At 60.9% G+C, this 25580-nt stretch carries 27 protein-coding genes; 20 read left to right on the top strand and 7 right to left on the bottom strand.

The genetic code is table 11. The features are described 5' to 3' along the window. Positions 1-64: 64 nt before the first annotated feature. Positions 65-418 carry a hydroxyisourate hydrolase gene (gene uraH, locus BT179_RS13990; protein ID WP_072393856.1) on the bottom strand — a complete coding sequence of 118 codons (354 nt, stop codon included), beginning with the start codon at positions 416-418 and terminating at the stop codon, positions 65-67. 386 nt (positions 419-804) lie between these two features. On the opposite strand from uraH, the gene puuE reads away from it, so the two are divergent. From puuE to BT179_RS13960, 6 genes are all read left to right on the top strand, one after another. Beyond that, positions 805-1746 carry an allantoinase PuuE gene (gene puuE / locus BT179_RS13985; RefSeq protein ID WP_072393859.1) on the top strand — a complete coding sequence of 314 codons (942 nt, stop codon included), beginning with the start codon at positions 805-807 and terminating at the stop codon, positions 1744-1746. Then, positions 1743-2258, top strand: coding sequence for a 2-oxo-4-hydroxy-4-carboxy-5-ureidoimidazoline decarboxylase (uraD, locus tag BT179_RS13980; RefSeq protein ID WP_072393863.1), 516 nt, complete (start codon positions 1743-1745; stop codon positions 2256-2258). Before puuE ends, uraD begins: the two co-directional genes overlap by 4 nt. A 69-nt stretch (positions 2259-2327) precedes the next feature. Next, positions 2328-3329: an allantoicase gene (gene alc, locus BT179_RS13975; RefSeq protein ID WP_072393867.1), complete on the top strand. Its 1002-nt coding sequence runs from the start codon at positions 2328-2330 to the stop codon at positions 3327-3329. Between the two features lie 115 nt (positions 3330-3444). Next, positions 3445-3948, top strand: a complete 504-nt coding sequence (locus tag BT179_RS13970) for an ureidoglycolate lyase (protein ID WP_072393871.1) — start codon at positions 3445-3447, stop codon at positions 3946-3948. A 51-nt stretch (positions 3949-3999) separates the two neighbouring features. Beyond that, on the top strand, positions 4000-5301 hold the full coding sequence (locus BT179_RS13965) for a urate hydroxylase PuuD (protein WP_072431611.1): 1302 nt from the start codon (positions 4000-4002) through the stop codon (positions 5299-5301). 438 nt (positions 5302-5739) lie between these two features. Further along, positions 5740-6525, top strand: a complete 786-nt coding sequence (locus BT179_RS13960; protein ID WP_072431612.1) for an outer membrane protein OmpK — start codon at positions 5740-5742, stop codon at positions 6523-6525. Between the two features lie 155 nt (positions 6526-6680). Here the strand turns inward: BT179_RS13960 and BT179_RS13955 are convergent, their stop codons facing one another. Beyond that, the gene (locus BT179_RS13955) at positions 6681-7841 is read right to left on the bottom strand and encodes a patatin-like phospholipase family protein (RefSeq protein ID WP_072393880.1); all 1161 of its coding nucleotides are present in this window, start codon (positions 7839-7841) and stop codon (positions 6681-6683) included. A gap of 36 nt (positions 7842-7877) precedes the next feature. Continuing rightward, a complete protein-coding gene (locus BT179_RS13950) occupies positions 7878-8810 on the bottom strand; it encodes a lipid A biosynthesis lauroyl acyltransferase (protein WP_072431613.1) in 933 nt (310 codons plus the stop codon). 118 nt (positions 8811-8928) lie between these two features. On the opposite strand from BT179_RS13950, the gene minC reads away from it, so the two are divergent. The 7 genes from minC (at position 8929) to BT179_RS13915 (ending at position 14744) form a co-directional block, all read left to right on the top strand. Continuing rightward, positions 8929-9666 (top strand): septum site-determining protein MinC, encoded by a 738-nt coding sequence (gene minC, locus BT179_RS13945; protein ID WP_072393886.1) that lies wholly within the window; start codon positions 8929-8931, stop codon positions 9664-9666. Positions 9667-9867: 201 nt separating this feature from the next. Continuing rightward, positions 9868-10680, top strand: a complete 813-nt coding sequence (gene minD / locus BT179_RS13940; protein WP_024779631.1) for a septum site-determining protein MinD — start codon at positions 9868-9870, stop codon at positions 10678-10680. Then, the gene (gene minE, locus BT179_RS13935) at positions 10680-10934 is read left to right on the top strand and encodes a cell division topological specificity factor MinE (protein WP_007960071.1); all 255 of its coding nucleotides are present in this window, start codon (positions 10680-10682) and stop codon (positions 10932-10934) included. Before minD ends, minE begins: the two co-directional genes overlap by 1 nt. 178 nt (positions 10935-11112) lie before the next feature. Then, positions 11113-11748, top strand: coding sequence for an RluA family pseudouridine synthase (locus BT179_RS13930; RefSeq protein WP_072393889.1), 636 nt, complete (start codon positions 11113-11115; stop codon positions 11746-11748). 44 nt (positions 11749-11792) lie between these two features. Then, positions 11793-12896 (top strand): hypothetical protein, encoded by a 1104-nt coding sequence (locus tag BT179_RS13925; RefSeq protein ID WP_072431614.1) that lies wholly within the window; start codon positions 11793-11795, stop codon positions 12894-12896. Positions 12897-12994: 98 nt separating this feature from the next. Next, positions 12995-14284: a M18 family aminopeptidase gene (locus tag BT179_RS13920; protein ID WP_072393895.1), complete on the top strand. Its 1290-nt coding sequence runs from the start codon at positions 12995-12997 to the stop codon at positions 14282-14284. A gap of 277 nt (positions 14285-14561) precedes the next feature. Further along, on the top strand, positions 14562-14744 hold the full coding sequence (locus tag BT179_RS13915) for a hypothetical protein (RefSeq protein WP_072393898.1): 183 nt from the start codon (positions 14562-14564) through the stop codon (positions 14742-14744). A 7-nt stretch (positions 14745-14751) separates the two neighbouring features. On the opposite strand, the gene BT179_RS13910 is transcribed toward BT179_RS13915, so the two are convergent. Next, on the bottom strand, positions 14752-15477 hold the full coding sequence (locus BT179_RS13910) for a UTRA domain-containing protein (RefSeq protein WP_072393901.1): 726 nt from the start codon (positions 15475-15477) through the stop codon (positions 14752-14754). 352 nt (positions 15478-15829) lie between these two features. On the opposite strand from BT179_RS13910, the gene BT179_RS13905 reads away from it, so the two are divergent. From BT179_RS13905 to BT179_RS13880, 6 genes are all read left to right on the top strand, one after another. Next, complete coding sequence (locus BT179_RS13905) at positions 15830-16897, top strand: ABC transporter substrate-binding protein (protein WP_072393904.1); 1068 nt, start codon at positions 15830-15832, stop codon at positions 16895-16897. A gap of 186 nt (positions 16898-17083) precedes the next feature. Continuing rightward, the gene (locus BT179_RS13900) at positions 17084-17890 is read left to right on the top strand and encodes an alkaline phosphatase family protein (protein WP_072393907.1); all 807 of its coding nucleotides are present in this window, start codon (positions 17084-17086) and stop codon (positions 17888-17890) included. Positions 17891-17895: 5 nt separating this feature from the next. Then, complete coding sequence (locus BT179_RS13895; protein WP_168199554.1) at positions 17896-18732, top strand: ABC transporter permease; 837 nt, start codon at positions 17896-17898, stop codon at positions 18730-18732. After that, the gene (locus tag BT179_RS13890; protein ID WP_072431616.1) at positions 18719-19519 is read left to right on the top strand and encodes an ABC transporter permease; all 801 of its coding nucleotides are present in this window, start codon (positions 18719-18721) and stop codon (positions 19517-19519) included. Before BT179_RS13895 ends, BT179_RS13890 begins: the two co-directional genes overlap by 14 nt. Beyond that, positions 19516-20505, top strand: a complete 990-nt coding sequence (locus tag BT179_RS13885; protein WP_072431617.1) for an ABC transporter ATP-binding protein — start codon at positions 19516-19518, stop codon at positions 20503-20505. Before BT179_RS13890 ends, BT179_RS13885 begins: the two co-directional genes overlap by 4 nt. A gap of 46 nt (positions 20506-20551) precedes the next feature. Beyond that, positions 20552-21205, top strand: coding sequence for an HAD family hydrolase (locus BT179_RS13880; protein ID WP_072431618.1), 654 nt, complete (start codon positions 20552-20554; stop codon positions 21203-21205). A 62-nt stretch (positions 21206-21267) separates the two neighbouring features. Here BT179_RS13880 and BT179_RS27210 read toward each other — a convergent pair whose 3' ends face one another. From BT179_RS27210 to BT179_RS13865, 3 genes are all read right to left on the bottom strand, one after another. Then, complete coding sequence (locus BT179_RS27210; RefSeq protein WP_072431619.1) at positions 21268-21870, bottom strand: hypothetical protein; 603 nt, start codon at positions 21868-21870, stop codon at positions 21268-21270. Between the two features lie 9 nt (positions 21871-21879). Then, positions 21880-22101, bottom strand: a complete 222-nt coding sequence (locus BT179_RS13870; protein WP_072393922.1) for a hypothetical protein — start codon at positions 22099-22101, stop codon at positions 21880-21882. A 271-nt stretch (positions 22102-22372) separates the two neighbouring features. Further along, positions 22373-23335 carry a zinc-binding dehydrogenase gene (locus BT179_RS13865; RefSeq protein ID WP_072431620.1) on the bottom strand — a complete coding sequence of 321 codons (963 nt, stop codon included), beginning with the start codon at positions 23333-23335 and terminating at the stop codon, positions 22373-22375. 139 nt (positions 23336-23474) lie between these two features. Between BT179_RS13865 and BT179_RS13860 the strand changes: the two genes are divergently transcribed. Further along, positions 23475-25553: a carboxy terminal-processing peptidase gene (locus BT179_RS13860; protein ID WP_177305117.1), complete on the top strand. Its 2079-nt coding sequence runs from the start codon at positions 23475-23477 to the stop codon at positions 25551-25553. Positions 25554-25580: the final 27 nt, after the last annotated feature.

Genomic DNA, 25580 nt, shown 5'->3' with positions numbered 1-25580 from the left:
CGGGCGAAAAACCAAAGAAGCTTTATGCGCAGTCGCTTCCAGGGTAAGGCAGCTGCTTGGGGGATCAGCTGCCTCGATAGGTTGAATAGGCGTAGGGCGAAATCAGCAGGGGGACGTGGTAATGATCCTGCTCGGCGCAGATGCCGAAGCGCAGCACCACCACATCCAGGAACGCCGGCTCGGACAGCTGGACGCCACGGGCGCGGTAGTAATCGCCGGCATGGAATTGGATCTGGTAGACCCCGGAACGGTAGTCATCCCCCTGCAACAACGGCGCATCGCAACGGCCATCGCTGTTGGTCAACGCGCTGGCGACCAGGTGCAATTGCGAACCTTCCACTCGGTACAGCTCGATCCTGATCGAGCTGCCCGGGCAACCATGTGCCGCATCCAAAACGTGAGTAGTCAAGCGTCCCATTGATTGCGCGCGCCTCCTGATAGGTTGATAAGGACTGACCGCACCGTTTCGGAGCACGAAACGCTACGACAATGTGCGAATTAAGACACTTTAAATGGAAATTGTACACAATAAAAATCACACTCTTGCTTCCCCCGCCTTCCAAGCCACGCTATGGCTCAATCTGCAGCCAATGCAATGGATACAATGACTTCGCCTCACCTGACTGACCGACTGGGCAGGTTTCTTGCAGCGTAGACCAAGCTGTGCCGACGATGAAAAATGCGAAAAATCAGGCTTACAAAGCGCGCATAAAGTTGTATACAATCACTTCATCGTCGTGACGCCAGCCTGAGATGCATTGCCCGGGCGCCACCTACATGGTTCGAACAAGAAGGAAGACTGCAGTGAGCGCTGACTACCCACGCGACCTGATCGGTTACGGCAGTAACCCTCCCCATCCCCACTGGCCGGGCGATGCCCGTATCGCCCTGTCCTTCGTGCTCAATTATGAAGAAGGCGGCGAGCGCAACATCCTGCACGGTGACAAGGAGTCCGAAGCGTTCCTCTCGGAAATGGTCGCGGCGCAACCGTTGCAGGGCGAACGCAACATGAGCATGGAGTCGCTGTACGAGTATGGCAGCCGCGCCGGGGTCTGGCGGATTCTCAAGCTGTTCAAGGAATTCGACATCCCGCTGACGATCTTCGCCGTGGCCATGGCCGCCCAGCGGCATCCGGATGTGATCCGTGCCATGGTCGCCGCCGGCCATGAAATCTGCAGCCACGGCTACCGCTGGATCGACTACCAGTACATGGACGAGGCCCAGGAGCGCGAGCACATGCTCGAAGCGATCCGCATCCTCACCGAGATCACCGGCGATCGCCCGCTGGGCTGGTACACCGGCCGCACCGGCCCGAACACCCGTCGGCTGGTGATGGAGGAAGGCGGCTTTCTCTATGACAGCGATACCTACGACGACGACCTGCCTTATTGGGAACCCAACACGCCCACTGGCAAGCCGCACTTGGTGATCCCGTACACCCTGGACACCAACGACATGCGTTTCACCCAGGTGCAGGGCTTCAACAAGGGTGACGATTTCTTCCAGTACCTCAAGGACGCTTTCGACGTGTTGTACGCCGAAGGGGCCGAGGCGCCGAAAATGCTCTCCATCGGGTTGCATTGCCGGCTGATCGGCCGCCCTGCTCGCCTGGCCTCCCTCAAGCGCTTCCTCGAATACGTCAAGGGCCATGAACGCGTCTGGTTCAGCCGTCGTGTCGACATCGCCCGTCACTGGCAGCAGACCCACCCGTATCAAGGGGCTTGGAAACCAGGAGCGTCGAAATGACCGTCTTCCAGACCCTCAAGCCTTCCACCATGGGCCGTGAAGCCTTCGTCAGGGCCTTTGCCGACATCTACGAACATTCGCCGTGGGTGGCCGAAAAAGCCTTCGACCTGGGCCAGGATCCCTCGATCGACGAGATCGAGACCCTGCACCAGCGCATGAGCGACATCCTTCTAAGCGCCGATCACGCCAGCCAACTGGCGCTGATCAACGCTCACCCGGACCTGGCCGGTAAAGCCGCCGTCCAGGGCCAACTGACCGAAGCCAGCACGAACGAACAGGCCGGCGCCGGTATCCACCAATGCACGGCCGAAGAGTTTCAACGCTTCACCGAGCTGAACGAGGCCTACAAGGCCAAGTTCAGGTTTCCCTTCATCATGGCGGTAAAAGGCAGCAACCGGCATCAGATCCTCGCGGCGTTCGAAACGCGCATCCACAACCCGGTGGACACCGAGTTCCAATGCGCGCTGGCAGAGATCAACAAGATCGCGTTGTTCCGACTACTGACCCTTTAGCGAGCAGCCCTGGTGACCCAGGGCCGAGCAAGCATCCCCAGCCAATCAATCAAAAGGCAGACAAGAAGAATGAAAGCTTACGCCGTACCCTTCGAGAAATTCGTCAACCTGGCCGACGCCCGCCTGGGCACCAGGATCATCTCGGTCACCGATGACTGGTTCGCCGACGCCAACCGTCTGTTCCAGCCGACCCCGGCCGTGTGGAAAGAGGGCGTGTTCGACGACAACGGCAAGTGGATGGATGGCTGGGAGTCGCGCCGCAAGCGCTTCGAAGGCTACGACAGCGCAGTGATCCGCCTGGGTGTGCCAGGCTCGATCAAGGGCGTGGACATCGACACCTCATTCTTCACCGGCAATTATCCACCGTCGGCCTCCCTGGAAGCCTGTTTCCTGGCTGAAGGCGATCCGGACGAAAACACCCAGTGGACCGAAGTGCTGGCGGCCGTGGAATTGAAGGGCGACAGCCACCACTACCATGAGATCGCCAACGACCAGGCCTTCAGCCACCTGCGTTTCAACATCTACCCCGATGGTGGCGTGGCCCGCCTGCGTGTCCACGGCATTCCCTACCGCGACTGGTCGGCCGTGGGCGACAACGAGCAGGTCGATCTGGCGGCGGCCCTCAATGGCGGGCGCGCCCTGGCCTGCTCCGACGAGCACTTCGGCCGCATGAGCAACATCCTCAACCCGGGCCGTGGCGTGAACATGGGCGATGGCTGGGAAACCGCCCGCCGCCGTACCCCCGGTAACGACTGGGTCATCGTCGCCCTGGGCCATGCCGGCATCGTCGAGAAAGTCATCGTCGACACCCTGCACTTCAAGGGCAACTACCCAGACAGCTGCTCGATCCAGGGCGCGTTCGTCAAGGGCGGCACCGACAGCCAGATCGAAACCCAATCGCTGTTCTGGCGCGAACTGCTGCCGAGCCAGAAACTGGAAATGCATGCCGAACACACCTTCGCCGAACAGATCAAGGCACTTGGGCCAATCACCCATATCCGCCTGAACGTCTTCCCGGATGGCGGTGTGAGTCGTCTGCGGGTGTTGGGCAAGGTATCGAAACAAGGGTGACCCCGAATCGCGGGCAAGCCCGTTCCCACATTTGCAATGCATTCCCCTGTGGGAGCGAGCTTGCTCGCGATGGCGACACGACAAACAACACAGAATTCAAGACAAGAAGACCAGCATGCGCACACTCAAGATCGAACCGTTGACCAAAGAAGCCTTCGCCCCGTTCGGTGACGTGATCGAAACCGACGGCAGCGATCACTTCATGATCAACAACGGCTCGACCATGCGCTTCCATCGCCTGGCGACGGTGCAAACCGCCACGCCGGACGATCAGGCGATCATCAGCATCTTCCGCGCCGACGCGCTGGACATGCCGCTGACCGTACGCATGCTGGAGCGCCATCCGCTGGGCAGCCAGGCCTTCATTCCGCTGCTCGGCAACCCCTTTCTGATCGTGGTCGCGCCACTTGGCGATGTACCTGTATCAGGCTTGGTCCGCGCCTTCGTCACCAACGGCAGGCAGGGCATCAATTACCATCGCGGCGTCTGGCACCACCCGGTGCTGACGATCGAAAAGCGGGATGACTTCCTGGTGGTTGATCGCAGTGGCACAGGCAATAACTGCGATGAGCATTTCTTCAAAGAGGATGATTGTCTGATCCTCGCCCCCCACCAATAAGAGAAGGTCCGATCACGCGAGAACAAGCGTGACGGGCGAGAGGTAACGACTGTGGAAGCACATATGCTGGAATGGCTGAACCTGAGCGTGCGCTGGGTTCACATGATCACTGGCGTGGCCTGGATCGGCGCGTCGTTCTACTTCGTCTGGCTGGAAAACAACCTCAATCGCGTCAACCCCAGGAGCGGCCTGGCCGGCGACCTGTGGGCCATCCACGGTGGCGGTATCTACCACCTGGAAAAATACAAGCTCGCGCCACCGTCCATGCCGGAGAATCTGCACTGGTTCAAGTGGGAAGCCTACTTCACCTGGATGTCGGGCATCGTGCTGCTGTGCCTGGTGTTCTACTGGAACCCGACCGTCTACCTGCTGGCTCCCGGCAGCGGCTTGAGCGGGCCCGAAGGCGTCGCCCTGGGACTCGGCTCGTTGCTCGTCGGCTGGTTCGTCTATTCCTTCCTCTGCGACTCGGCCCTGGGCAAATACCCCACCCTGCTCGGCCTGATCCTGTTCGTGCTGCTGATCGCCGCGGCCTACGGCTTCAGCAAGGTGTTCAGCGGACGCGGCGCCTACCTGCATGTCGGGGCCGTCATCGGCACGATCATGGTCGGCAACGTCTTCCGTATCATCATGCCGGCGCAACGCGCCCTGGTGGCCGCCATCGCCGAGAACCGCACCCCCGACCCGGCCCTGCCGGCCAAGGGTTTGCTGCGCTCGCGCCATAACAACTACTTCACGCTGCCGGTGCTGTTCATCATGATCAGCAACCACTTCCCGAGCACCTACGGCAGTCCATACAACTGGCTGATCCTGGCCGGGATCGCGGTAGCCGCGGTGCTGGTGCGTCACTATTTCAACACCCGCCACGACAGCAACCGGTTCGCCTGGACGCTGCCGGTCGGTGCCCTGGCCATGATTTGCCTGGCCTATGTCACAGGCCCCAAGGCCCCTCCCACCGCACCGGAAGTGACCAAGGCACCCGCGGCCATCGAATATCAACCCTTGCCCGAAACCGCAGCCGGAGGTGGGGCCAAGCCGCAAGCGGCGCCAGCGGCACCGGCCGCCCAACCCGCCCAGGCAAGCAACGCCCAGGGGCCCTCGTTCGAGAAGGTCCACAGCGTGATCCAGGAACGCTGCTCGGTCTGCCACTCGGCCAAACCCACCAGCCCGCTCTTCAGCGCCGCACCGGGCGGGGTGATGTTCGATACGCCGCAACAGATCCAGCAACAGGCCGCGCGTATCCAGGCCCAGGCCGTGACCACCCAGATCATGCCCCTGGGCAACATCACCCAGATGACCCAACAGGAACGCGACCTGATCGGCGCGTGGATCAGCCAGGGCGCGCGAACCGACTAAGGCCTGTGGGTTGATTGGCCGACGCCAACGTTCGTCCATCGATCAACCCCGCAGCCCCCAGCCCCCGTCATGCCACTGACAGGCACCGGCACATACCGCCGGTGGCCCGTCAGGGGCTGCTGCGCCTCAAACAATAAGAACTAGAGGAACGCAAGATGACCCAGACTCGCCGTTACGCCTCGGAAGCGCGGCAGACTCACCGTCGCAGGGTACTTGAGCCCCTCGGGGCAAGTCCGTATCCTGCGCGGCCGCTCGAATCCGGCCCACTCCAATAATTTCCAACGCCTGATCCTGCCGATGGCCCTTGCCGGCTTCGGCTCAATCCTGTCAGCCCCTGCCACGAACAGAAAGCTGACCGAACGGATGTTTATCCGTGGCAAAAGGCGCCACACCAGAGCGCTGACTTCAAAAAAATCACCAACCTTGGGAGCAAACCGAATGAAACGTACGTGCACCAGCCTGATTGTCGCGGGATCCCTGCTGGCCGGCAGCCAGGCGATGGCCGACGATCTGTTCCAGTGGCAGAACAACAGCCTGACCTACCTCTACGGCAAGGATTTCCAGATCAACCCGCGTATCCAGCAGACCGTGACCTTCGAACACGCCGATGCCTGGAAATACGGGGACAACTTCTTCTTCCTCGACCGGATCTTCTACAACGGCCAGGACGACAGCCAGTCCGGCCCGAATACCTACTACGGCGAGTTCAGTCCGCGCCTGTCGTTCGGCAAGCTCTTCGACCAGAAGCTGGCACTGGGGCCGATCAAGGACGTGCTGCTGGCCATGACCTATGAGTTCGGTGAAGGCGACAACGAGTCCTACCTGATCGGCCCGGGCTTCGACCTGGCGGTCCCCGGCTTCGATTATTTCCAGTTGAATTTCTATAACCGCCAGACCGAAGGCTCCCGCCCCGGCGACGATGTCTGGCAGATCACGCCAGTCTGGGCCTACACCCTCCCGGTGGGTTCATCCGATATCCTGATCGACGGTTTCATCGACTGGGTGGTGGATAACGACACCAACGCCAAGGGCACCTACCACGCCAACCTGCACATCGTCCCGCAGATCAAGTACGACCTGGGCAAAGCGCTGAAACTGGGGGCCAAGCAGTTGTATGTGGGCGTGGAGTACGATTACTGGAAGAACAAGTACGCCATCGAAGACAGCGAAGCATTCAAGACCAACCAGAGCACCACCAGCTTCCTGCTCAAGTACCACTTCTGATCCGACTCGGTCCAGGTCGATCCCGCCCCTGGAGCTCGCCACGCCCCCCTGTGGGAACGGGCTTGCTCGCAAGGGCGGCTGAGCATTCAACATCGGTGCAAGCCGATCCAACGCATTCGCGAGCGAGCCCGCTCACACAGGGGCTCGGCATGGAGTCATCCCTGGGCCAGCCCCAGGAACCGGGTCAACGCCTCGCGCTGCGCCAGTGCATCCTGGCGTCCCAGCTCGATCAGCTCGTTGCAATACCCCGCCTCGAACAACAGATAGCTCAGCACACCGGCACCGCTGGTCTTGGTCGCGCCCGGCCCGCGCAGGAACATTCGCAACGCGGCCGGCAGCTCCTGGCGATGGCGGGCGGCGATTTCGTCGATCGGCTGGCTGGGCGAAATCACCAGCACCTCTACCGGCGCGGCGCCCAACGCATGGGGCGATACGTTATCGGGCAGCAGATGGCTGAACCCGTTGAGACGCTGGAGCAACTCGATGTCACTTTCCAGGCTGTCAATGAAGGTACTGTTGAGCATGTGCCCACCGATCTGGGCCAGCGTCGGTTGTTGCCCGGTGTAGCTGCGCTCCACCGATTCCCGGGGGCTGGGGCCACGGGGGTTGCCGCTGACACCGATCACCAGCACCCGATTCGCCCCCAGGTGCAATGCCGGGCTGATGGGCGCCGACTGGCGTACCGCACCATCGCCGAAATATTGCGGGCCGATCTTGACGGGCGCGAACAGCAAGGGGATCGACGAACTGGCCAGCAGGTGTTCGACCGACAACAAGGCCGGCACGCCAACTCGACGATGTCGCAACCAGGCTTCGATGGTGCCGCGGCCCTGGTAGAAGGTCACGGCCTGGCCGGATTCATAGCCGAACGCGGTCACCGCCACGGCACGCAACTGCTGCTGCGCAATGGCCTGCTCGATACCCGAAGCATGGAATTGTGCCTGGAGCAGCTCGCGCAAGGGTGAGCTGTCGATCAACGCCACCGGCAACCGGGCACCCAGGCCCAGCAGACTGTGAGCGATGAACCGCGTCGCCTGGACGATCACGCCGCGCCAGTCGCTGCGCATGACCTGATGGCTGCGCACCGCCTGCCAGAACGCGGTCAGGCGCTCGATGGCGGCCTTGAAGTCCATCGCCCCGCTGGCCAGGCTGACCGCGTTGATCGCTCCGGCCGAGGTGCCGACAATCACCGGAAACGGGTTCTGCGCGCCGTCTGGCAACAACTCGGCAATTGCCGCCAATACACCTACCTGATACGCCGCCCGAGCCCCGCCGCCGGAAAGAATCAAACCTGTCACCGGTTCAGCTGGGGTCATCGCAACGCTCCGTGCTCATGAATGTGGACTACAGGTTCAACCGCGCTTGTCGTACAGCTTCGGCTCACCCAGCGGGCGGCTCTTGAACCGGCGATGGGCCCACAGGTATTGCTCGGGGCAAGCGCGCACCGATTGCTCCACCCATTGGTTGATACGAATGCAATCGGCTTCCTCGGTCTCGCCGGGGAAATCCTCCAGGGGCGCCTGGATCACCAGGCGATAGCCGCTGCCATCGGCCAGGCGCTCCTGGATGAACGGCACGACCCGCGCCTTGCCCAGGCGCGCGAACTTGGTGGTGGCCGTGACTGTCGCCGCCTGGATGCCGAACAGCGGCACGAAGATGCTCTGCTTGGCACCGTAGTCCTGGTCTGGCGCATACCAGATCGCCCGACCGGCGCGCAGCAGCTTGAGCATGCCACGCACATCGTCGCGCTCCACCGCCAGCGAGTCGAGGTTATGCCGTTCACGACCCTGGCGCTGAATATAATCGAACAGCGGATTCTTGTGCTCGCGGTACATGCCGTCGATGGTGTGCTGCTGGCCAAGCAATGCGGCACCGATTTCCAGCGTGGTGAAATGCAAGGCCATCAGGATCACGCCCTGGTTTTCGCGCTGGGCCTGCTTGAGATGCTCCAGGCCTTCGATATGAGCCAGCTTCGCCAGGCGCGAGCGCGACCACCACCAGCTCATGGCCATTTCGAAAAAAGCGATGCCGGTGGAAGCGAAGTTCTCCTTGAGCAGGCGCTTGCGCTCGGCCGCGGACTTTTCCGGGAAGCACAGCTCCAGGTTGCGCCGGGCAATGCGCCGCCGGTCGCCTGCCGCCCGGTACATCAGCGCCCCCAATGCGCGTCCGACCCGCAGCAGCCACGGATAAGGCAGCTGGACGACCAGCCACAACAGCCCCAGGCCGCACCAGAGCAACCAGAAACGCGGATGAAAAAAAGCGGTTTGAAAACGCGGGCGATCCATTACAGCTTCCATAAAGACATGGGCCGCGCATTCTACATCGTTCGACCCGGCTTGCGGCTCGCGGACGATCTCGTTATAAGTCTCGGCACTTTTAGTGACAAGCCGTTGTACGCCGACCATGAGCCAAACCGAACCGCTAGACCAAGATCCCGTGTTCCAGCTGAAGGGCAGCATGCTCGCCATTACGGTGCTGGAGCTGGCCCGCAACGACCTGGAGGGCCTCGACCGACAGCTCACGGCGAAAGTCGCGCAAGCCCCGAACTTCTTCAGCAACGCTCCACTGGTGCTGGCCCTGGACAAGTTGCCTCCTGGCGAAGGTGCGGTGGACCTGCCCGGCCTGATGCGCGTCTGTCGCCAGCACGGCCTGCGCACCCTGGCTATCCGTGCCAGCCGCATCGAGGACATCGCCGCGGCAATCGCCGTGGACATTCCCGTGCTGCCACCATCCGGTGCCCGGGAACGGCTGCTGGAACCAGGCCCGGCCGAAGCGACGAAAAAGCCGGAAAAACCGCCGGAGCCCACCGTCAAGCCGACCCGCGTGATCACCTCGCCAGTACGTGGTGGCCAGCAGATCTATGCCCAGGGTGGCGATCTGGTGGTGGTGTCCTCGGTCAGCCCGGGAGCGGAACTTCTGGCCGATGGCAACATCCATGTATACGGCCCGATGCGCGGCCGAGCGCTGGCCGGCGTCAAGGGCGATACGAAAGCCAGGATCTTCTGTCAGCAATTGAGCGCTGAACTGCTCTCTATCGCCGGACAGTACAAGGTTTCCGAGGATCTGCGCCGCGATCCGCTATGGGGGGCCGGCGTCCAGGTCAGCCTGTCGGGCGACGTGTTGAACATCATTCGGCTTTAACGGATACTGCCGCATTTTCCAAGCATCTCTGAAACGTAGCGAAAACGGCTGAAACGACGTAGGAAACAGGACCAGGCAGTGTTTACCGGAGGTAGACTCGGCCCTGCACCCTGTTCCAGCAAAGCCTGTCCAATTGCCGCCGTTCTCTAGAGATGTTTTTCAGGGGCTGACAAAGTCCTTTTTCCTTAGGGGTGAAACACCTTGGCCAAGATTCTCGTGGTTACATCCGGCAAGGGTGGTGTGGGTAAGACCACCACCAGCGCCGCTATCGGTACCGGCCTCGCTCTGCGCGGCCACAAGACAGTCATCGTCGACTTCGACGTCGGCCTGCGAAACCTGGACCTGATCATGGGTTGCGAGCGCCGCGTGGTCTATGACTTCGTCAACGTGGTCAACGGTGAAGCGAACCTGCAACAGGCCCTGATCAAGGACAAGCGCCTTGAGAACCTCTACGTGCTGGCCGCCAGCCAGACCCGTGACAAGGACGCGCTGACCCAGGAAGGCGTGGAAAAAGTCCTGATGGAGCTCAAGGAGCAGTTCGAATTCGTCGTCTGCGACTCGCCGGCCGGTATCGAAAAAGGTGCCCACCTGGCCATGTACTTCGCTGACGAAGCGATCGTCGTGACCAACCCGGAAGTCTCCTCGGTGCGTGACTCCGACCGCATGCTGGGCCTGTTGGCGAGCAAGTCCCGTCGCGCCGAGAAAGGCGAGGAGCCTATCAAGGAACACCTGCTGATCACCCGCTACCACCCGGAGCGTGTCGAGAAGGGCGAAATGCTCGGCGTCGAAGACGTCAAGGAAATCCTCGCCGTGCGGCTGCTCGGCGTGATCCCTGAATCCCAGGCGGTGCTCAAGGCATCCAACCAGGGCGTCCCGGTGATCCTTGACGACCAGAGCGACGCCGGCCAGGCCTACAGCGATACCGTTGACCGCCTGCTGGGCAAAGACCTGGAACACCGGTTCCTCAACGTCGAGAAGAAGGGATTCTTCGAGCGCCTGTTTGGAGGTAGGTAATGAACCTTTTTGACTTCTTTCGTGCCAACAAAAAGCCCAGTACCGCCTCGGTCGCGAAAGAGCGTCTACAGATCATCGTGGCGCACGAACGCGGCCAACGCAGCACCCCGGACTACCTGCCTTCCCTGCAGAAGGAACTGGTCGAAGTGATCCGCAAGTACGTCAATATCGGCAACGATGACGTGCATGTCGCACTGGAAAGCCAGGGCAGCTGCTCGATTCTGGAACTCAATATCACCCTGCCGGATCGCTGATCGATCCTGCGGGAGCCACGGCGGCTCGGACCCCACTGCCTTTGTGGGAGCGAGCTTGCTCGCGAAGACGGCAGCACATCCAGCATCGATGTGCTTTCAAAACCGCTTTCGCGAGCAAGCAGCTCCCTCAAGGGCCGGGTCCGAGCCGCCGTTGGCGTTTGTACCGAGACTGTTTTCAATGCCCCTGTCCAACATCCGTATCATTCATCAGGACGCCGCTATCCTGGTGGTCGACAAGCCGACCCTGTTGCTGTCGGTCCCCGGCCGGGCCGATGACAACAAGGACTGCCTGATCACCCGCCTGCAGGAAAACGGTTATCCGGAAGCCCGGATCGTACACCGGCTGGACTGGGAGACCTCCGGCATCATTCTGCTGGCCCGCGATCCCGACACTCATCGCGAGTTGTCCCGGCAGTTCCATGACCGTGAAACCGAGAAGGCCTACACGGCGCTGTGCTGGGGCCAGCCAGCACTGGACAGCGGCAGCATCGACCTGCCCTTGCGCTATGACCCACCGACCAAGCCACGTCACGTGGTGGACCATGAGCACGGCAAGCACGCCCTGACCTTCTGGCGAGTGCTGGAACGTTGCGGTGACTGGTGCCGGGTCGAACTGACGCCGATCACCGGGCGCTCGCACCAGTTGCGCGTACACATGCTCTGCATCGGCCATCCGCTGCTGGGCGACGGGCTCTATGCCCACCCTCAGGCCCTGGCTGCCTGGCCCCGCCTCTGCCTGCATGCCAGCATGCTGAGTTTCACTCATCCGCAAAGTGGCGAACGCCTGCGTTTCGAGTGCCCGGCGCCCTTCTGATCGTCCCTGGCCGAGACATGAGTTTTCAACCGAGAAGCCCCTGAATGCAGGTCATTGATTTCCAAGGAACACCCGTCAAGAAAGTCCGTCACCAACTGCTGTACCTGATTTATGGCGACAAGCAGGTGTACCGGCACGAAGCCAAGTTCAGCATCCTGACAGCCCTGAGCCATGGTCAGTCATCGACGATGCCGCATATCAGAATCCTGACCGACAGGCCCGAGGACTACCTTGGCTGGCCCGTCGAGACCCTTGCCCTGACGCCACAGTTGCTGAGCGAATGGCAAGGCAACAATGGCTACATTCACAGACGCAAGGCCTGTGCAATCGCCGCAGGGTTGAAGCTGGCGCACAAGACCCTGTTCGTCGACACCGACACACTGTTCCTCGCCCACCCGGGGTCATTATTCCAACAGATCCAGCCAGGACAGAACCTGATGGACAGCTTTGAATATCACTGGGACCAGGTGTGCGAACGCGAGACCTACCTCCGCCTGGGTAACTGCCTGCGTGCCCACGGCGTCAGTCGGGGGAACGGCTTCAAGCTCTATAACAGCGGGCTGTGCGGCGTTAACGATAACGACGCGTCGTTGCTGGAGCAGGCCATCGAGCGGATCGATGAATGGACCGAAGGTGGCTTTGACATCCACACCATAGAGCAGATCGCGATCTCATTCACGCTGCGCAACCAGACCATCAGGAAAACCGACAGACACGTCTATCACTATTTTGGGCATAAGCAGTTTTTCCACACCATGCATGCGCACTTCTTCGCGCAGCATGGGGAAACGTTCGATGCGCAATTGATAGAACGCAGCCGCGACGTACCGCGAAGCCGACCACTCCCGCCTATCTGGAGACGCCTGAAGATAAAATGGCAGTTGCGCAATCAACGCGGCGCCTTTTATAGAATCGGTCGTGACCTGCTGTATGGCAGCGAGGCGCCGCAGAACCCCTACTTCAACCTTTGCCGACATCATTGGTGGGACTCGGCATCGCGAGAGATCAATCGCCTGGAACCCGAACGCCGAAAGAAGTCCTTCGGCCAATTGGAACAATGGCCGCAGCAAATGCCTGCGCCCTCCAGAGCTCAAGACAAGTCATTGATACTGGCGCAGCTGAATCGGCAGGTCACGCCTTCGGCCTGATCGATACCGGGGACGCGAGGCCCTGAGCAACGGGATTGGATCTGCAATGCAGGCTGTCGATGGGGTAAACTCGCGCCCATTGCTGTCAGGAGTTATTTATGCGCGCAGAGTTGAACCAGGGCCTGATCGATTTCCTCAAGGCCTCTCCTACCCCGTTCCATGCCACCGCCAGCCTCGCCAAGCGCCTTGAGGCGGCGGGTTATCAGCGTCTTGACGAACGCGAAACCTGGGCCACCGAGGCCAACGGTCGCTACTACGTCACGCGCAACGACTCTTCGATCATCGCCTTCAAACTGGGCCGCAACGCCCCCCTGCACGACGGCATCCGCCTGGTTGGTGCCCATACCGACAGCCCTTGCCTGCGGGTCAAGCCCCAACCTGAACTGCAGCGCCACGGGTTCTGGCAGTTGGGCGTGGAAGTCTACGGCGGCGCGTTGCTGGCGCCGTGGTTCGACCGTGACCTGTCCCTGGCCGGGCGCGTGACCTTCCGCCGCGATGGCAAGGTCGAGAGCCAGTTGATCGATTTCAAGGCGCCGATCGCCACCATTCCGAACCTGGCCATCCACCTCAATCGTGAAGCCAACCAGGGCTGGGCCATCAACCCACAGAACGAATTGCCGCCGATCCTCGCCCAGTTCGCCGGTGACGAACGCGTCGACTTCCGTGCCGTGCTCACCGACCAACTGGCCCGCGAACACGGCCTGAATGCCGATGTGGTGCTCGATTACGAGCTGAGCTTCTACGACACCCAGAGCGCCGCCATCGTTGGCCTGCATGGCGATTTCATCGCCGGCGCGCGCCTGGACAACCTGTTGTCCTGCTATGCGGGGCTGCAGGCCTTGCTGAACGCCGATACCGAAGAAACCTGCGTACTGGTGTGCAACGATCACGAGGAAGTCGGCTCCTGCTCGGCCTGCGGGGCCGATGGCCCGATGCTGGAGCAGACCCTGCGCCGTCTGCTGCCTGAAGGCGAAGAGTTCGTACGGACCATTCAGAAATCGCTGCTGGTCTCCGCCGACAACGCCCACGGCGTACATCCCAACTATGCCGACAAGCACGACGCCAACCATGGCCCCAAGCTCAATGCAGGGCCGGTGATCAAGGTCAACTCCAACCAACGCTACGCCACCAACAGCGAAACCGCCGGGTTCTTCCGTCACCTGTGCATGGCCGAAGAAGTACCGGTGCAAAGCTTCGTGGTGCGCAGCGACATGGGCTGCGGTTCGACCATCGGCCCGATCACCGCCAGCCAGCTGGGGGTGCGTACCGTGGACATCGGCCTGCCGACCTTTGCCATGCACTCGATCCGCGAGCTGTGCGGCAGCCATGACCTGGCGCACCTGGTGAAGGTGCTGAGCGCATTCTATGCCTCTCGTGAGCTGCCCTGAACCGCCGAACCTGTCCGGACCGGAGAGCCGCAGCAGAGACAAGCAGACTCCTGTGGCGAGGGGATTTATCCCCACTGGGTTGCACAGCAACCCTTTGCCCGACCGGATGATCGCGGCGACCGACGAATCCTGGGACTGCTTCGCAGTCCTGCGGGGATAGATCCCGTCGCCACAAATGTGTTCGCCTCCGGATCGCGGCTCATGTGATGTACATCATCACACCTCGGCCAATCCCCAACTAGACTGACCTTATCCCTCCCTGGACAAGGCTGTCGCCATGATTTCCATGTCTTCGTTGAACGCCATGCTGGTGCCCATTCTGGCCGGCATGGTCCTGCTGGGCATCGGTTTCAATTTCCGCGACAAGAATGTCGGGGTCTTCGCCATGTGGATCGGCATGCTGCTGATCCTGGCCACGGTCCTGTTCAGGATTCTCGCCAAGCTCAACGAGTCGCTGTAGCGCCGGGTCAGGTTGTCTGCTCCGGCACATCCACACCGACATGGATCGCATCATGCCGCCAGAATTCCAGGTCGCAGTCGATCAGGCGCTGGTGCTGGTCGTAATTGACCCGGGCAATGCGCAGCCCGGGGCTGCCCACTGACACCTTCAACGCTGCCGCAGCCTCCGGCTGCAAGGACGTGGGAACGATTTCGAATTTCACCCGGCCGTAATGCAAGTCGTAATGGCGGGCATACAACTCGGTCATGGACTGGTTCAGGTCGAGCTGGAGGATGTCGGGAAAATACTGCGGATTCAGGTAATGCTCGACATACAGCACCAGGCGCTCATCGATACGCCGCACGCGGCAGATCTGGATCACCCTCGACAGCGCCGGCAATTGTAGCCATGCGCACACCGCCGCCGAAGCCGGCTGCATCCGCGCCGAAATCACCTGGGTGGAAGGCACCCGCCCCTGGGCCGTCACCATGGCGTGGAAATGGCTGCGTTGCATCAGGTTGTAGGCCAGCCGAGGCGGCGAGACGAACCAGCCCCGGCGCTCCTCGCGATAGATCTGTCCCTGGGCCTCGAGCTGCAACAAGGCCTCACGCACGGTGATTCGCGTTGTCCCGAACAACTCACTGAGCTTGCGCTCGGCCGGCAGCTGGCTGCCGGGGGCCAGCAATCCGTGGTCGAGCTGCTCTTGCAGGACCTGGCCGATGGTTGTCACCGCCTTGGTTGCATCGATGCGCATCAAACGTTACCTATCTGGACTAGACCAGCACTGTTTCCGGGCAGAAATCGATGGACCATCGATCCTGTTCTCATGCCTGCAAGCCTAGGCACGGCATATGACTGCTAGATGACAGAGCCGCCGAACGGTCACTTCATACCCCCTGCAAAATCATAGCCAAGTCCTTTCAGATCAGGTGTTTAACCATGGTCTACGCTTAAATCCCAGGCGCTTTGCTCGAGTCTCGCAGCCGTGGCGCCCTTTCGCATCGACATCAAATTGTCACAGGGCCCGCTTAAATTGGCTCAGGTATTGCTGACCTAGACCAACACAACCGCAATCGCAGCGTTGAATACGCCCATAGGAGCTTCGGATGAAACAGCTTTTCCTGGCATCACTGTTAGGCTCGACCATCGCCATGTGCACCGCCGCCATGGCCGCTGATACCGATCTGAAAACACTGGAAGCCGCTGCGAAAGCGGAAGGCGCCGTCAATAGCGTCGGCATGCCTGATGACTGGGCGAACTGGAAAGGCACCTGGGACGACCTGGCCAGGCTCTATGGCTTGAAGCACATCGACACTGACATGAGCTCGGCACAGGAAATCGCCAAGTTCGCCGCCGAGAAAGACAACGCCAGCGCCGACATCGGCGACGTCGGCGCGGCCTTCGGCCCGATCGCGGTCAAGCAGGGCGTGGTCCAGCCTTACAAGCCAAGCACCTGGGAACAGATTCCGGACTGGGCCAAGGACAAGGACGGCAACTGGGCACTGGCCTACACCGGCACCATCGCATTCATCGTCAACAAGAAGCTGTTGCACGGCTCCGAAGTGCCGACCAAATGGGCCGACCTGAAAACCGGCAAGTACAAAGTCTCCATCGGCGACGTGAGCACCGCAGCCCAGGCCGCCAATGGCGTGCTGGCGGCGGCCCTGGCCAACGGCGGTGACGAGAAGAACCTGCAACCGGCCCTGTTGATGTTTGCCGACATCGCCAAGCAAGGGCGCCTGTCCATGGCCAACCCGACCATCGCCACCATGGAAAAAGGCGAAGTGGAAGTCGGTGTGGTCTGGGACTTCAACGGCCTGAGCTACAAGGCCAAGATGGCCAACCCGGATGACTACGTCGTGCTGATTCCTTCCGATGGCTCGGTCATTTCCGGCTACACCACCATCATCAACAAATACGCCAAGCACCCGAACGCCGCCAAGCTGACCCGTGAATATATCTTCAGCGACGCCGGCCAGATCAACCTGGCCAAGGGCAATGCCCGTCCGATCCGCGCCGAGCACCTGAAACTGCCGGAAGAGGTCAAGACCAAGCTGCTGCCCAACGAGCAGTACAAGGGCGTGACGCCAATCAAGGACGCCGATGCGTGGGAAAAAACCTCCAAGGCACTGCCGCAGAAGTGGAATGAAGAAGTCATCGTCGAAATGAAGTGAGGCGGTAGTCAGCCCCGCTCGGATATCCAACGAAGACCCCCTTGTGGGAGCGAGCTCGCTTGCGATAGCGGTGTATCAGCCAACATTGATGTCGACTGACACGCCCTCATCGCGAGCAAGCTCGCTCCCACATCTGATCTGCGCTGAATCCGAGCTTTCTGGTTTCCATCCGGAGTCCCGGTCCCTATGAAACACAATGTCATCCTGGTAGTGCTCGACGGCCTCAACTACGAAGTCGCGCGCCATGCCATGGGACATCTGCAGGCGTATGTCGGCGCAGGACGCGCGGCGCTCTACAAACTGGAATGTGAACTGCCGGCCCTGTCCCGTCCTCTTTATGAATGCATCCTCACCGGCGTCGAGCCCATCGACAGCGGCATCGTGCACAACAACGTCTCGCGCCTGTCGAACCAGCGCAGCGTCTTCCACTACGCCACCGACGGCGGGTTGAGCACGGCAGCGGCGGCGTATCACTGGATCAGCGAGCTCTACAACGCCTCGCCGTTCATATCGGCCCGCGACCGGCATACCGAAAATCCCGACCTGCCCATCCAGTACGGGCATTTCTACTGGAACGACCACTATCCCGATTCCCACCTGTTCGCCGACGCCGAACATCTTCGTCAGCGCTACCAGCCGAATTTCCTCCTGGTTCATCCGATGAACATCGACGATGCCGGTCACCAGCACGGCCTCGACACCCCGCAATATCGCAACAGCGCCCGCTCGGCCGACATCAACCTGGCGGTCTATCTGCAAGCCTGGCTCGACGCCGGTTACCAGGTGCTGGTGACCGCCGACCACGGCATGAACAACGACCGCTCCCACAACGGCCTGCTGGCCGAGGAACGCGAGGTGCCGCTGTTTGTCCTGGGCGACAGCTTCAGCCTCGACCCCGAGGCAACGCCTCGCCAGGTCGAACTGTGCGGCACCGTCTGCCAGTTGCTGGGTGTCGAGCACGACAAACCCTATTGCCAGGAGTTGCTCAAGTGAATGCCATGACGCGCGGCAAATGGCTGGCAGCCTTGTGCCTGGTGCCTTTCGCGATTTTCTTCATCGTGTTCCAGATCGCCCCGCTGCTCTGGGTACTGGTCAATAGCCTGGAATCGGAAGAATTCGGCTGGGGCCTGGCCAATTTCAGCAAGATCTTCAACTCCAAGTTCTATCGCCAGGCGATCCAGCACAGCCTGGAAATCAGCTTCTGGTCCAGCGTGTTCGGCATCGTCATCGCTGTATTGGGCAGCTATTCATTGCGCCGGGTCGATTCGCGCCTGCGCAATTTCGTCAACGCTTTCGCCAACATGACCAGCAACTTCGCCGGCGTGCCCCTGGCCTTCGCGTTCATCATCCTGCTGGGGTTCAACGGCAGCATCACCCTGATGCTCAAACAGGCCGGCGTGATCGAGGATTTCAACCTGTATTCGAAAACCGGGCTGATCATCCTCTACACCTACTTCCAGATTCCCCTGGGGGTGCTGCTGCTGTATCCGGCCTTCGACGCCCTGCGCGAAGACTGGCGCGAGTCCGCCGCCCTGCTGGGGGCCAGTGGCTGGCAGTTCTGGCGACACATCGGCCTGCCGGTACTGACCCCGGCGCTGCTGGGCACGTTCGTGATCCTGCTGGCCAACGCCCTGGGGGCCTACGCAACGGTCTACGCCCTGACCACCGGCAACTTCAACGTCCTGCCCATCCGCATCGCCGCCATGGTGTCCGGGGATATCTCCCTCGACCCGAACATGGCCAGCGCCCTGGCCGTGGTCCTGGTGGCGTTGATGACCCTGGTGACCATCGTCCATCAGTTGCTGCTCAAGAGGAGCTACCATGTCGCGCGCTGAATCGGGCCCTGCCGGGCTCTATCACCGGGTGGTGGTATACGTGCTGTTCGCCATCCTGCTGCTGCCCCTGGTCGGCACCCTGGTCTACTCCATCGCCAGCAGCTGGTCGGCCACCGTGCTGCCCAGCGGCTTCACGTTCAAATGGTATGTGCAACTGTGGAGCGATCCGCGGTTTCTCGGCGCGTTCGGCCAATCGCTGGTGGTGTGCGTCGCAGCGCTGGTGCTTTCGGTGGTGCTGATCCTGCCGCTGTTGTTCGTGGTGCATTACCACTTCCCGAAGCTCGACGCGCTGATGAATATCCTCATCCTGCTACCCTTCGCGGTACCGCCGGTGGTGTCTTCGGTGGGGCTGCTTCAGCTCTACGGCTCCGGGCCACTGGCGATGGTGGGCACGCCATGGATCCTGATCGGCTGCTATTTCACGGTCGCCCTGCCGTTCATGTACCGGGCGATCACCAACAACCTGCAGGCTATCAACCTGCGCGACCTGATGGATGCCGCCCAATTGCTCGGTGCCAGCACCTTCCAGGCGGCGTTCCTGGTAGTGCTGCCGAACCTGCGCAAGGGCCTGATGGTGGCACTGCTGCTGTCGTTCTCGTTCCTGTTCGGCGAGTTCGTCTTCGCCAATATCCTGGTGGGCACCCGTTATGAAACCCTGCAGGTCTACCTGAACAACATGCGCAACAGCAGCGGCCACTTCACCAGTGCGCTGGTGATTTCCTACTTCTTTTTCGTACTGGTCCTGACCTGGGCGGCCAATATCTTGAACAAGGACAAAAGCCAATGAGCTACGTCAGCGTCCAACACCTGCAGAAAAGCTACGCCGGCACCCCGGTATTCAGCGACATCAATTGCGAGATCTACAAGGGCGAATTCGTCACCCTGCTGGGCCCGTCCGGTTGTGGCAAGTCCACGCTGCTTCGTTGCATCGCCGGCCTGACGGCGGTGGACGCCGGCCAGATCCTGCTGGACGGCCAGGACATCGTCCCGCTGAGCCCACAGAAGCGCGGGATCGGCATGGTCTTCCAGAGCTACGCCCTGTTTCCCAACATGACCGTGGAGCAGAACGTGGCCTTCGGGCTGCGCATGCAGAAGGTCGACGCCTCGGACAGCCACCAGCGTGTGTTGGAGATCCTGCGCCTGGTGGAGCTGCACGACTTTGCCGCCCGCTATCCCCATCAACTCTCCGGCGGCCAGTGCCAGCGCGTCGCCCTCGCCCGCTCCCTGGTGACCCGGCCACGCCTGTTGCTGCTGGACGAGCCGTTATCGGCCCTGGATGCGCGGATTCGCAAACACCTGCGCGAACAGATCCGTCAGATCCAGCGCGAGTTGGGCCTGACCACGATTTTCGTCACACACGATCAGGAAGAAGCCCTGACCATGTCTGACCGGATTTTCCTGATGAACCAAGGAAAGATCGTACAAAGCGGCGATGCCGAGACCCTTTACACTGCGCCAGTGGATGTCTTTGCCGCCGGCTTCATCGGCAACTACAACCTGCTGGACGCCGACAGCGCCACCCGGCTGCTGCAACGGCCGGTGAACAGCCGCATCGCGATTCGTCCGGAAGCCATCGAGCTGAACCGCAGCGGCGAGGCCGATGCGCTGATCCGCAGCCACAGCCTGTTGGGCAATGTCATCCGCTACCGGGTCGAGGCCCGTGGCGTGGAACTGGTGGTGGATGTGCTCAACCGCTCCGCCGCCGACCTGCACCCTGATGGCGCTCGATTGGCACTTTCCATCGATCCGTCGGCGCTGTGTGAGGTAGCCTGATGGCTTTGTCGATTCTGAAGCTGATACTGAAAAGGGAAACGCGCTGATGGCCCTGGCAATTTTTGATCTGGACGAAACCCTGATCCACGGCGACTGCGCCACCCTCTGGAGCGAGCAGATGGGCCGACTGGGGTGGGTCGACCCCGAGTCGTTCATGCGTCGCAACAATGAGCTGATGGACGCCTACAGTCGCGGCAAGCTACGCATGGAAGAGTACATGGACTTCAGCCTGGAGCCGATGATCGGCCGCACGCCGGAAGAAATCGAGCATCTGGTGGCACCATGGGTGGAAGATTTCATCGAACCGATCATCTTCAGCGACGCCACCAAGGCCATCGCCGAACACCGCAAGTCCGGCGACCGGATCCTGGTGATCTCCGCCTCGGGCACGCACCTGGTCAAGCCGATTGCCGAACGCCTGGGCATCGATGAGATCCTGGCGATCGATCTCGAGGTCGCCCATGGGGCATACACCGGCAAGACCGTAGGCGTCCTGACCTACCGCGAAGGCAAGATCACGCGGCTGCTGGACTGGCTGGATGCCGAAGAAGAGAATCTCGAAGGCGCGAGTTTCTATTCCGATTCGCGAAATGATCTGCCGCTGCTGCTCAAGATCGATCACCCGCATGTGGTGAACCCGGATCCGGAATTGAAGGCCTATGCCGAATCGGCCGGCTGGCCGATCCATAGCTGGACATGAAGCCAGCTCCCAGGCTTGGGTGGCGAAAGGTTCAGACAAAGCCTGGGGGTTGTACGAAAAGCCTACAGCCCGCAATACACCTGCATCGCATTCAGGGCCGTGTCATCCCCACTGCCCTGATCGGGTTCCACCCTGGTCCGGAATCCCCTTACTTTTTTGGCTCCCAAACCATCGAGGCAACTGTAGAACCCGGTCCACTCTCCCCATGAGGCTGGCGGGTCACCTGCCAGGGTTTCCGATCCACAATTGACTTTGATATTGCCGGCGGCCGTATCGTCCTTCGAACCCTTCTCCTTGTCTCGCCCCTGAAACCGCTCCACCTGAATGGCAAACGCTATGACGGGATGCTCGCGACAAACGTAGTCCCTGCCCCAGCTTCCCCACTTTCCTTCGAGGCTTCGGATGTAAGTGGCCGCCCCATTGGCGCCGCTCTTGCAGATAAGCTGGACCGCATTCAATGCACTGTCGTCGCCACTGCCCTGATAGGGCTCACTCTTGAGTCGGAACCCCCAGACATACTGCCCCTGGGGGCAGTAGGCAGCCGCTCCCCAAGTTCCCCACGGCCCTTGTTCCGATGTATCCGAAGGCACTTGCCCCCAGACAGCCTCGACAACTATCAGCAAGAGTGCACAAACCGACGCGTGCAAGGCGACATGGCCTGACATGACAGCGCCCTACTTGAACTTGGAAAAGGCTTTTGCCAGATCCAGAATTGTTTTTTCGTCTTGCCTGTCCATATCACCGTCGCCATCAATGTCGGTTTTGACGTTGACGGTGTCGTAGGGTCCGTTCTTTTTCGAAGCCGTGACAAAGGTCGCGAACTGCAATTTCCTGCCTTTGTAGATCTCCAGGACAACGTCGGGCGATCTATTGTCGTCAACGTACTCTTGGCTCATGCGGAGTTCTTTTGTAGCCATCACATCACCTCTTCTGTTAGTGACACTGAACAGAGAGACAACTATTACTCTCGAACCCACTCTAGGGCGGCTTTCTCCATGGTGTCTACTGTCAGACCTGACAGGTGCATGGGCTTTCCAGCGGAGCGAACAGCCTGGCGTGCTCACGGATCCACAACGGAGGTTCGCTTCCTCGCCGGAGTGTCGTCAGAACAGTGCAGGGGGAAACAGACTCCGCTTATCGGACAATCTGCTTCCCATGGGCCAGGGATCAGCTCAGGCTTTCATCGATTACCAGCACCAACTTGCCTGACACTTTGTTGCTCGCCAGCTCTGCAAACGCCGCTTCGGCATCCTCGATGGCAAAGGTCCCGGCCAGTTGCGGACTCAGGCGTTTCTCGCCGAACAGCGGCCAGACATGCTCGCCCAACTCTCGCAGCAGATCGGCTTTGAACTGCCCATCGCGACTGCGCAGGGTCGAGCCCAGCAACTGGATGCGCTTGGCAAGTACCTGCGCCAGGTCCAGCTGGGTTTCCCGCCCGCCCATCAGGCCGATCAATACCCAACGCCCGTCAACTGACAAAAGTTTCACGTTGAGCTGAGCGTAGCTGGCGCCCACCGGATCGAGAATCACGTCGAAGGGACCGAAGTCGTTCAGGCTGTCCATGCCATCGGTGCGCACCACGCCGCCCTGAGCGCCCAGCGCCTCGCAATAGGCCAACCGATCCGCCGAGCCAACACTGACCCAGCACGGGTTGCCGAACGCCTTGCACAGCTGGATAGCCGCCGATCCGACGCCACTGGCTCCGGCGTGCAGGAGCACTTTCTCGCCCGGCTTGAGCGCAGCCAACTGAAACAGATTCAGCCATGCGGTGCTGTAGACCTCAGGCAGCGCGGCGGCTTCAGCCATGGAAAGGCCCTCGGGCACGGGCAGGACATGCCGGCCATCGACCACCACTTCCTGCGCCATGCCGCCGCCGGCGAGCAAGGCACAGACACGGTCGCCAACCTGCCAGGACGAGCCCGGCCCTACCTCGCTGATCACTCCGGAACACTCCAGCCCCAGCACCTGACTGGCACCGGGCGGCGGCGGGTAATGCCCGGCCTTTTGTAACAAATCGGCCCGATTCAGGCCGGCAGCCGCCACGCGGATGCGAACTTGGCCGGCATCACATGCCGGACTTGGCTCATCAGCCCATACCACTTGGCCTTCAACGCCTTGCAATGCTTTCACGGTGCCTCCATAGTGAGTCTCGACTGGGCCCGTTGCCGCAACGCCGGGCTTTCTTGCATTATGCGCCCGGGCCACATGGAACCGGCGACTTCAAAGACGGCCTAATATGCGTTATCAATTGTCCCTGCGTCGAATCAGTATGAAGCACCTGTTCCCCAGCACCGCCCTTGCGCTTGTCATTGGCCTCGGTCTGTTGCCGCTGTCGAGCGATACGTTCGCAGCCAACAGCTGGGACAAGCTTCAACCCGATCGCGACGAGGTCATTGCCAGCCTTAACGTCGTCGAGTTGCTCAAACGCCATCACTACAGCAAGCCTCCCCTCGACGATGCACGCTCCGTCATCATCTATGACAGCTACCTGAAGCTGCTCGATCCGTCGCGCAGTTATTTCCTGGCCAGCGACATCGCCGAATTCGACAAGTGGAAAACCCAGTTCGACGACTTCCTCAAGAGCGGCGACCTGAACGCAGGGTTCATCATCTACAAACGCTACCTGGATCGCGTGAAAGCGCGTCTGGACTACGCCCTTGCCGAACTGAACAAAGGCGTCGACAAAATCGACTTCAATGCCAAGGAAACCTTGCTGGTGGATCGCAAGGACGCCCCCTGGCTCAAAAACACCGCCGAACTGGACGACCTGTGGCGCAAACGCGTCAAGGACGAAGTCCTGCGCATGAAGATCGCCGGCAAGGAACCCAAGCAGATCCAGGAAACCCTGATCAAGCGCTACAAGAATCAGATGGCACGCCTGGACCAGACCCGCGCCGAGGACATCTTCCAGGCGTATATCAACACCTTCGCCATGTCCTACGACCCGCATACCAATTATCTGTCGCCGGATAACGCGGAAAACTTCGACATCAACATGAGTCTGTCCCTGGAAGGCATCGGTGCGGTGCTGCAGAGCGACAACGACCAGGTGAAAATCGTGCGCCTGGTGCCGGCAGGCCCCGCCGACAAGACCAAGCAGGTAAGCCCGGCGGACAAGATCATCGGCGTCGCCCAAGGTGACAAGGAAATGGTCGATGTGGTCGGCTGGCGCCTGGACGAAGTGGTCAAGCTGATCCGTGGTCCGAAAGGCTCGGTGGTGCGCCTGGAAGTCATCCCGGCCAGCAATGCCCCGAACGACCAGACCAGCAAGGTCGTGTCGATTACCCGTGAAGCGGTGAAGCTGGAAGAACAGGCCGCGAAGAAATCGGTCCTCAAACTCAAGCAGGACGGTAAGGACTACAAGCTCGGCATCATCGAGATCCCGGCCTTCTACCTGGATTTCAAAGCCTTCCGCGCCGGTGACCCGGACTACAAGAGCACCACTCGCGACGTCAAGAAACTGCTGACCGAATTGCAGAAGGAAAAGGTCGACGGCGTGGTCATCGACTTGCGCAACAATGGCGGTGGTTCCCTACAGGAAGCAACCGAGCTGACCAGCCTGTTCATCGACAAGGGCCCGACCGTGCTGGTACGCAACGCCGATGGCCGGGTGGATGTGCTCGAAGACGAAAACCCGGGCGCGTTCTACAAGGGCCCGATGGCATTGCTGGTCAATCGCCTGTCGGCTTCGGCCTCGGAGATCTTCGCTGGCGCCATGCAGGACTACCACCGGGCGCTCATCATCGGTGGCCAGACCTTCGGCAAAGGCACCGTGCAGACCATCCAGCCGCTCAACCATGGCGAGCTGAAACTGACCCTGGCCAAGTTCTACCGGGTTTCCGGGCAGAGCACCCAGCATCAGGGCGTGCTGCCGGATATCGATTACCCGTCGATCATCGACACCAAGGAAATCGGCGAAAGCGCCCTGCCCGAAGCCATGCCGTGGGACACCATCCGGCCGGCGATCAAACCGGCGGTGGACCCGTTCAAGCCGTTCCTGGCCCAGCTCAAGTCCGAGCATGACGCCCGCACGGCCCAGGACGCGGAATTCGTGTTCATCCGCGACAAGCTGGCCCTGGCGCAGAAACTGATGACCGAGAAGACCGTCACCCTCAACGAAACCGAGCGTCGCGCGCAACACACCGACATCGAGGCCAAGCAACTGGCGATGGAAAACCTGCGCCGCAAGGCCAAGGGTGAAGAACCACTCAAGGAATTGAAGAAAGAGGACGAAGACCTCATCACCGAGCCGGAAAAAACCAAGCCGGAAGACGATGCCTACCTGAGCGAGACCGGGCGAATCCTGTTGGATTACCTGAAACTCAACACGGCGGTCGCGAAACATTAAGGTGATAGCCATTTAATGCTACCGCTC

The organism is Pseudomonas sp. NFACC43 (assembly GCF_900119645.1).
In the GTDB taxonomy this organism is placed as follows: Bacteria; Pseudomonadota; Gammaproteobacteria; order Pseudomonadales; family Pseudomonadaceae; genus Aquipseudomonas.
The sequence above is the reverse complement of the archived record's forward strand: the minus strand, read 5'-3'. Positions and strand labels throughout refer to the sequence as shown.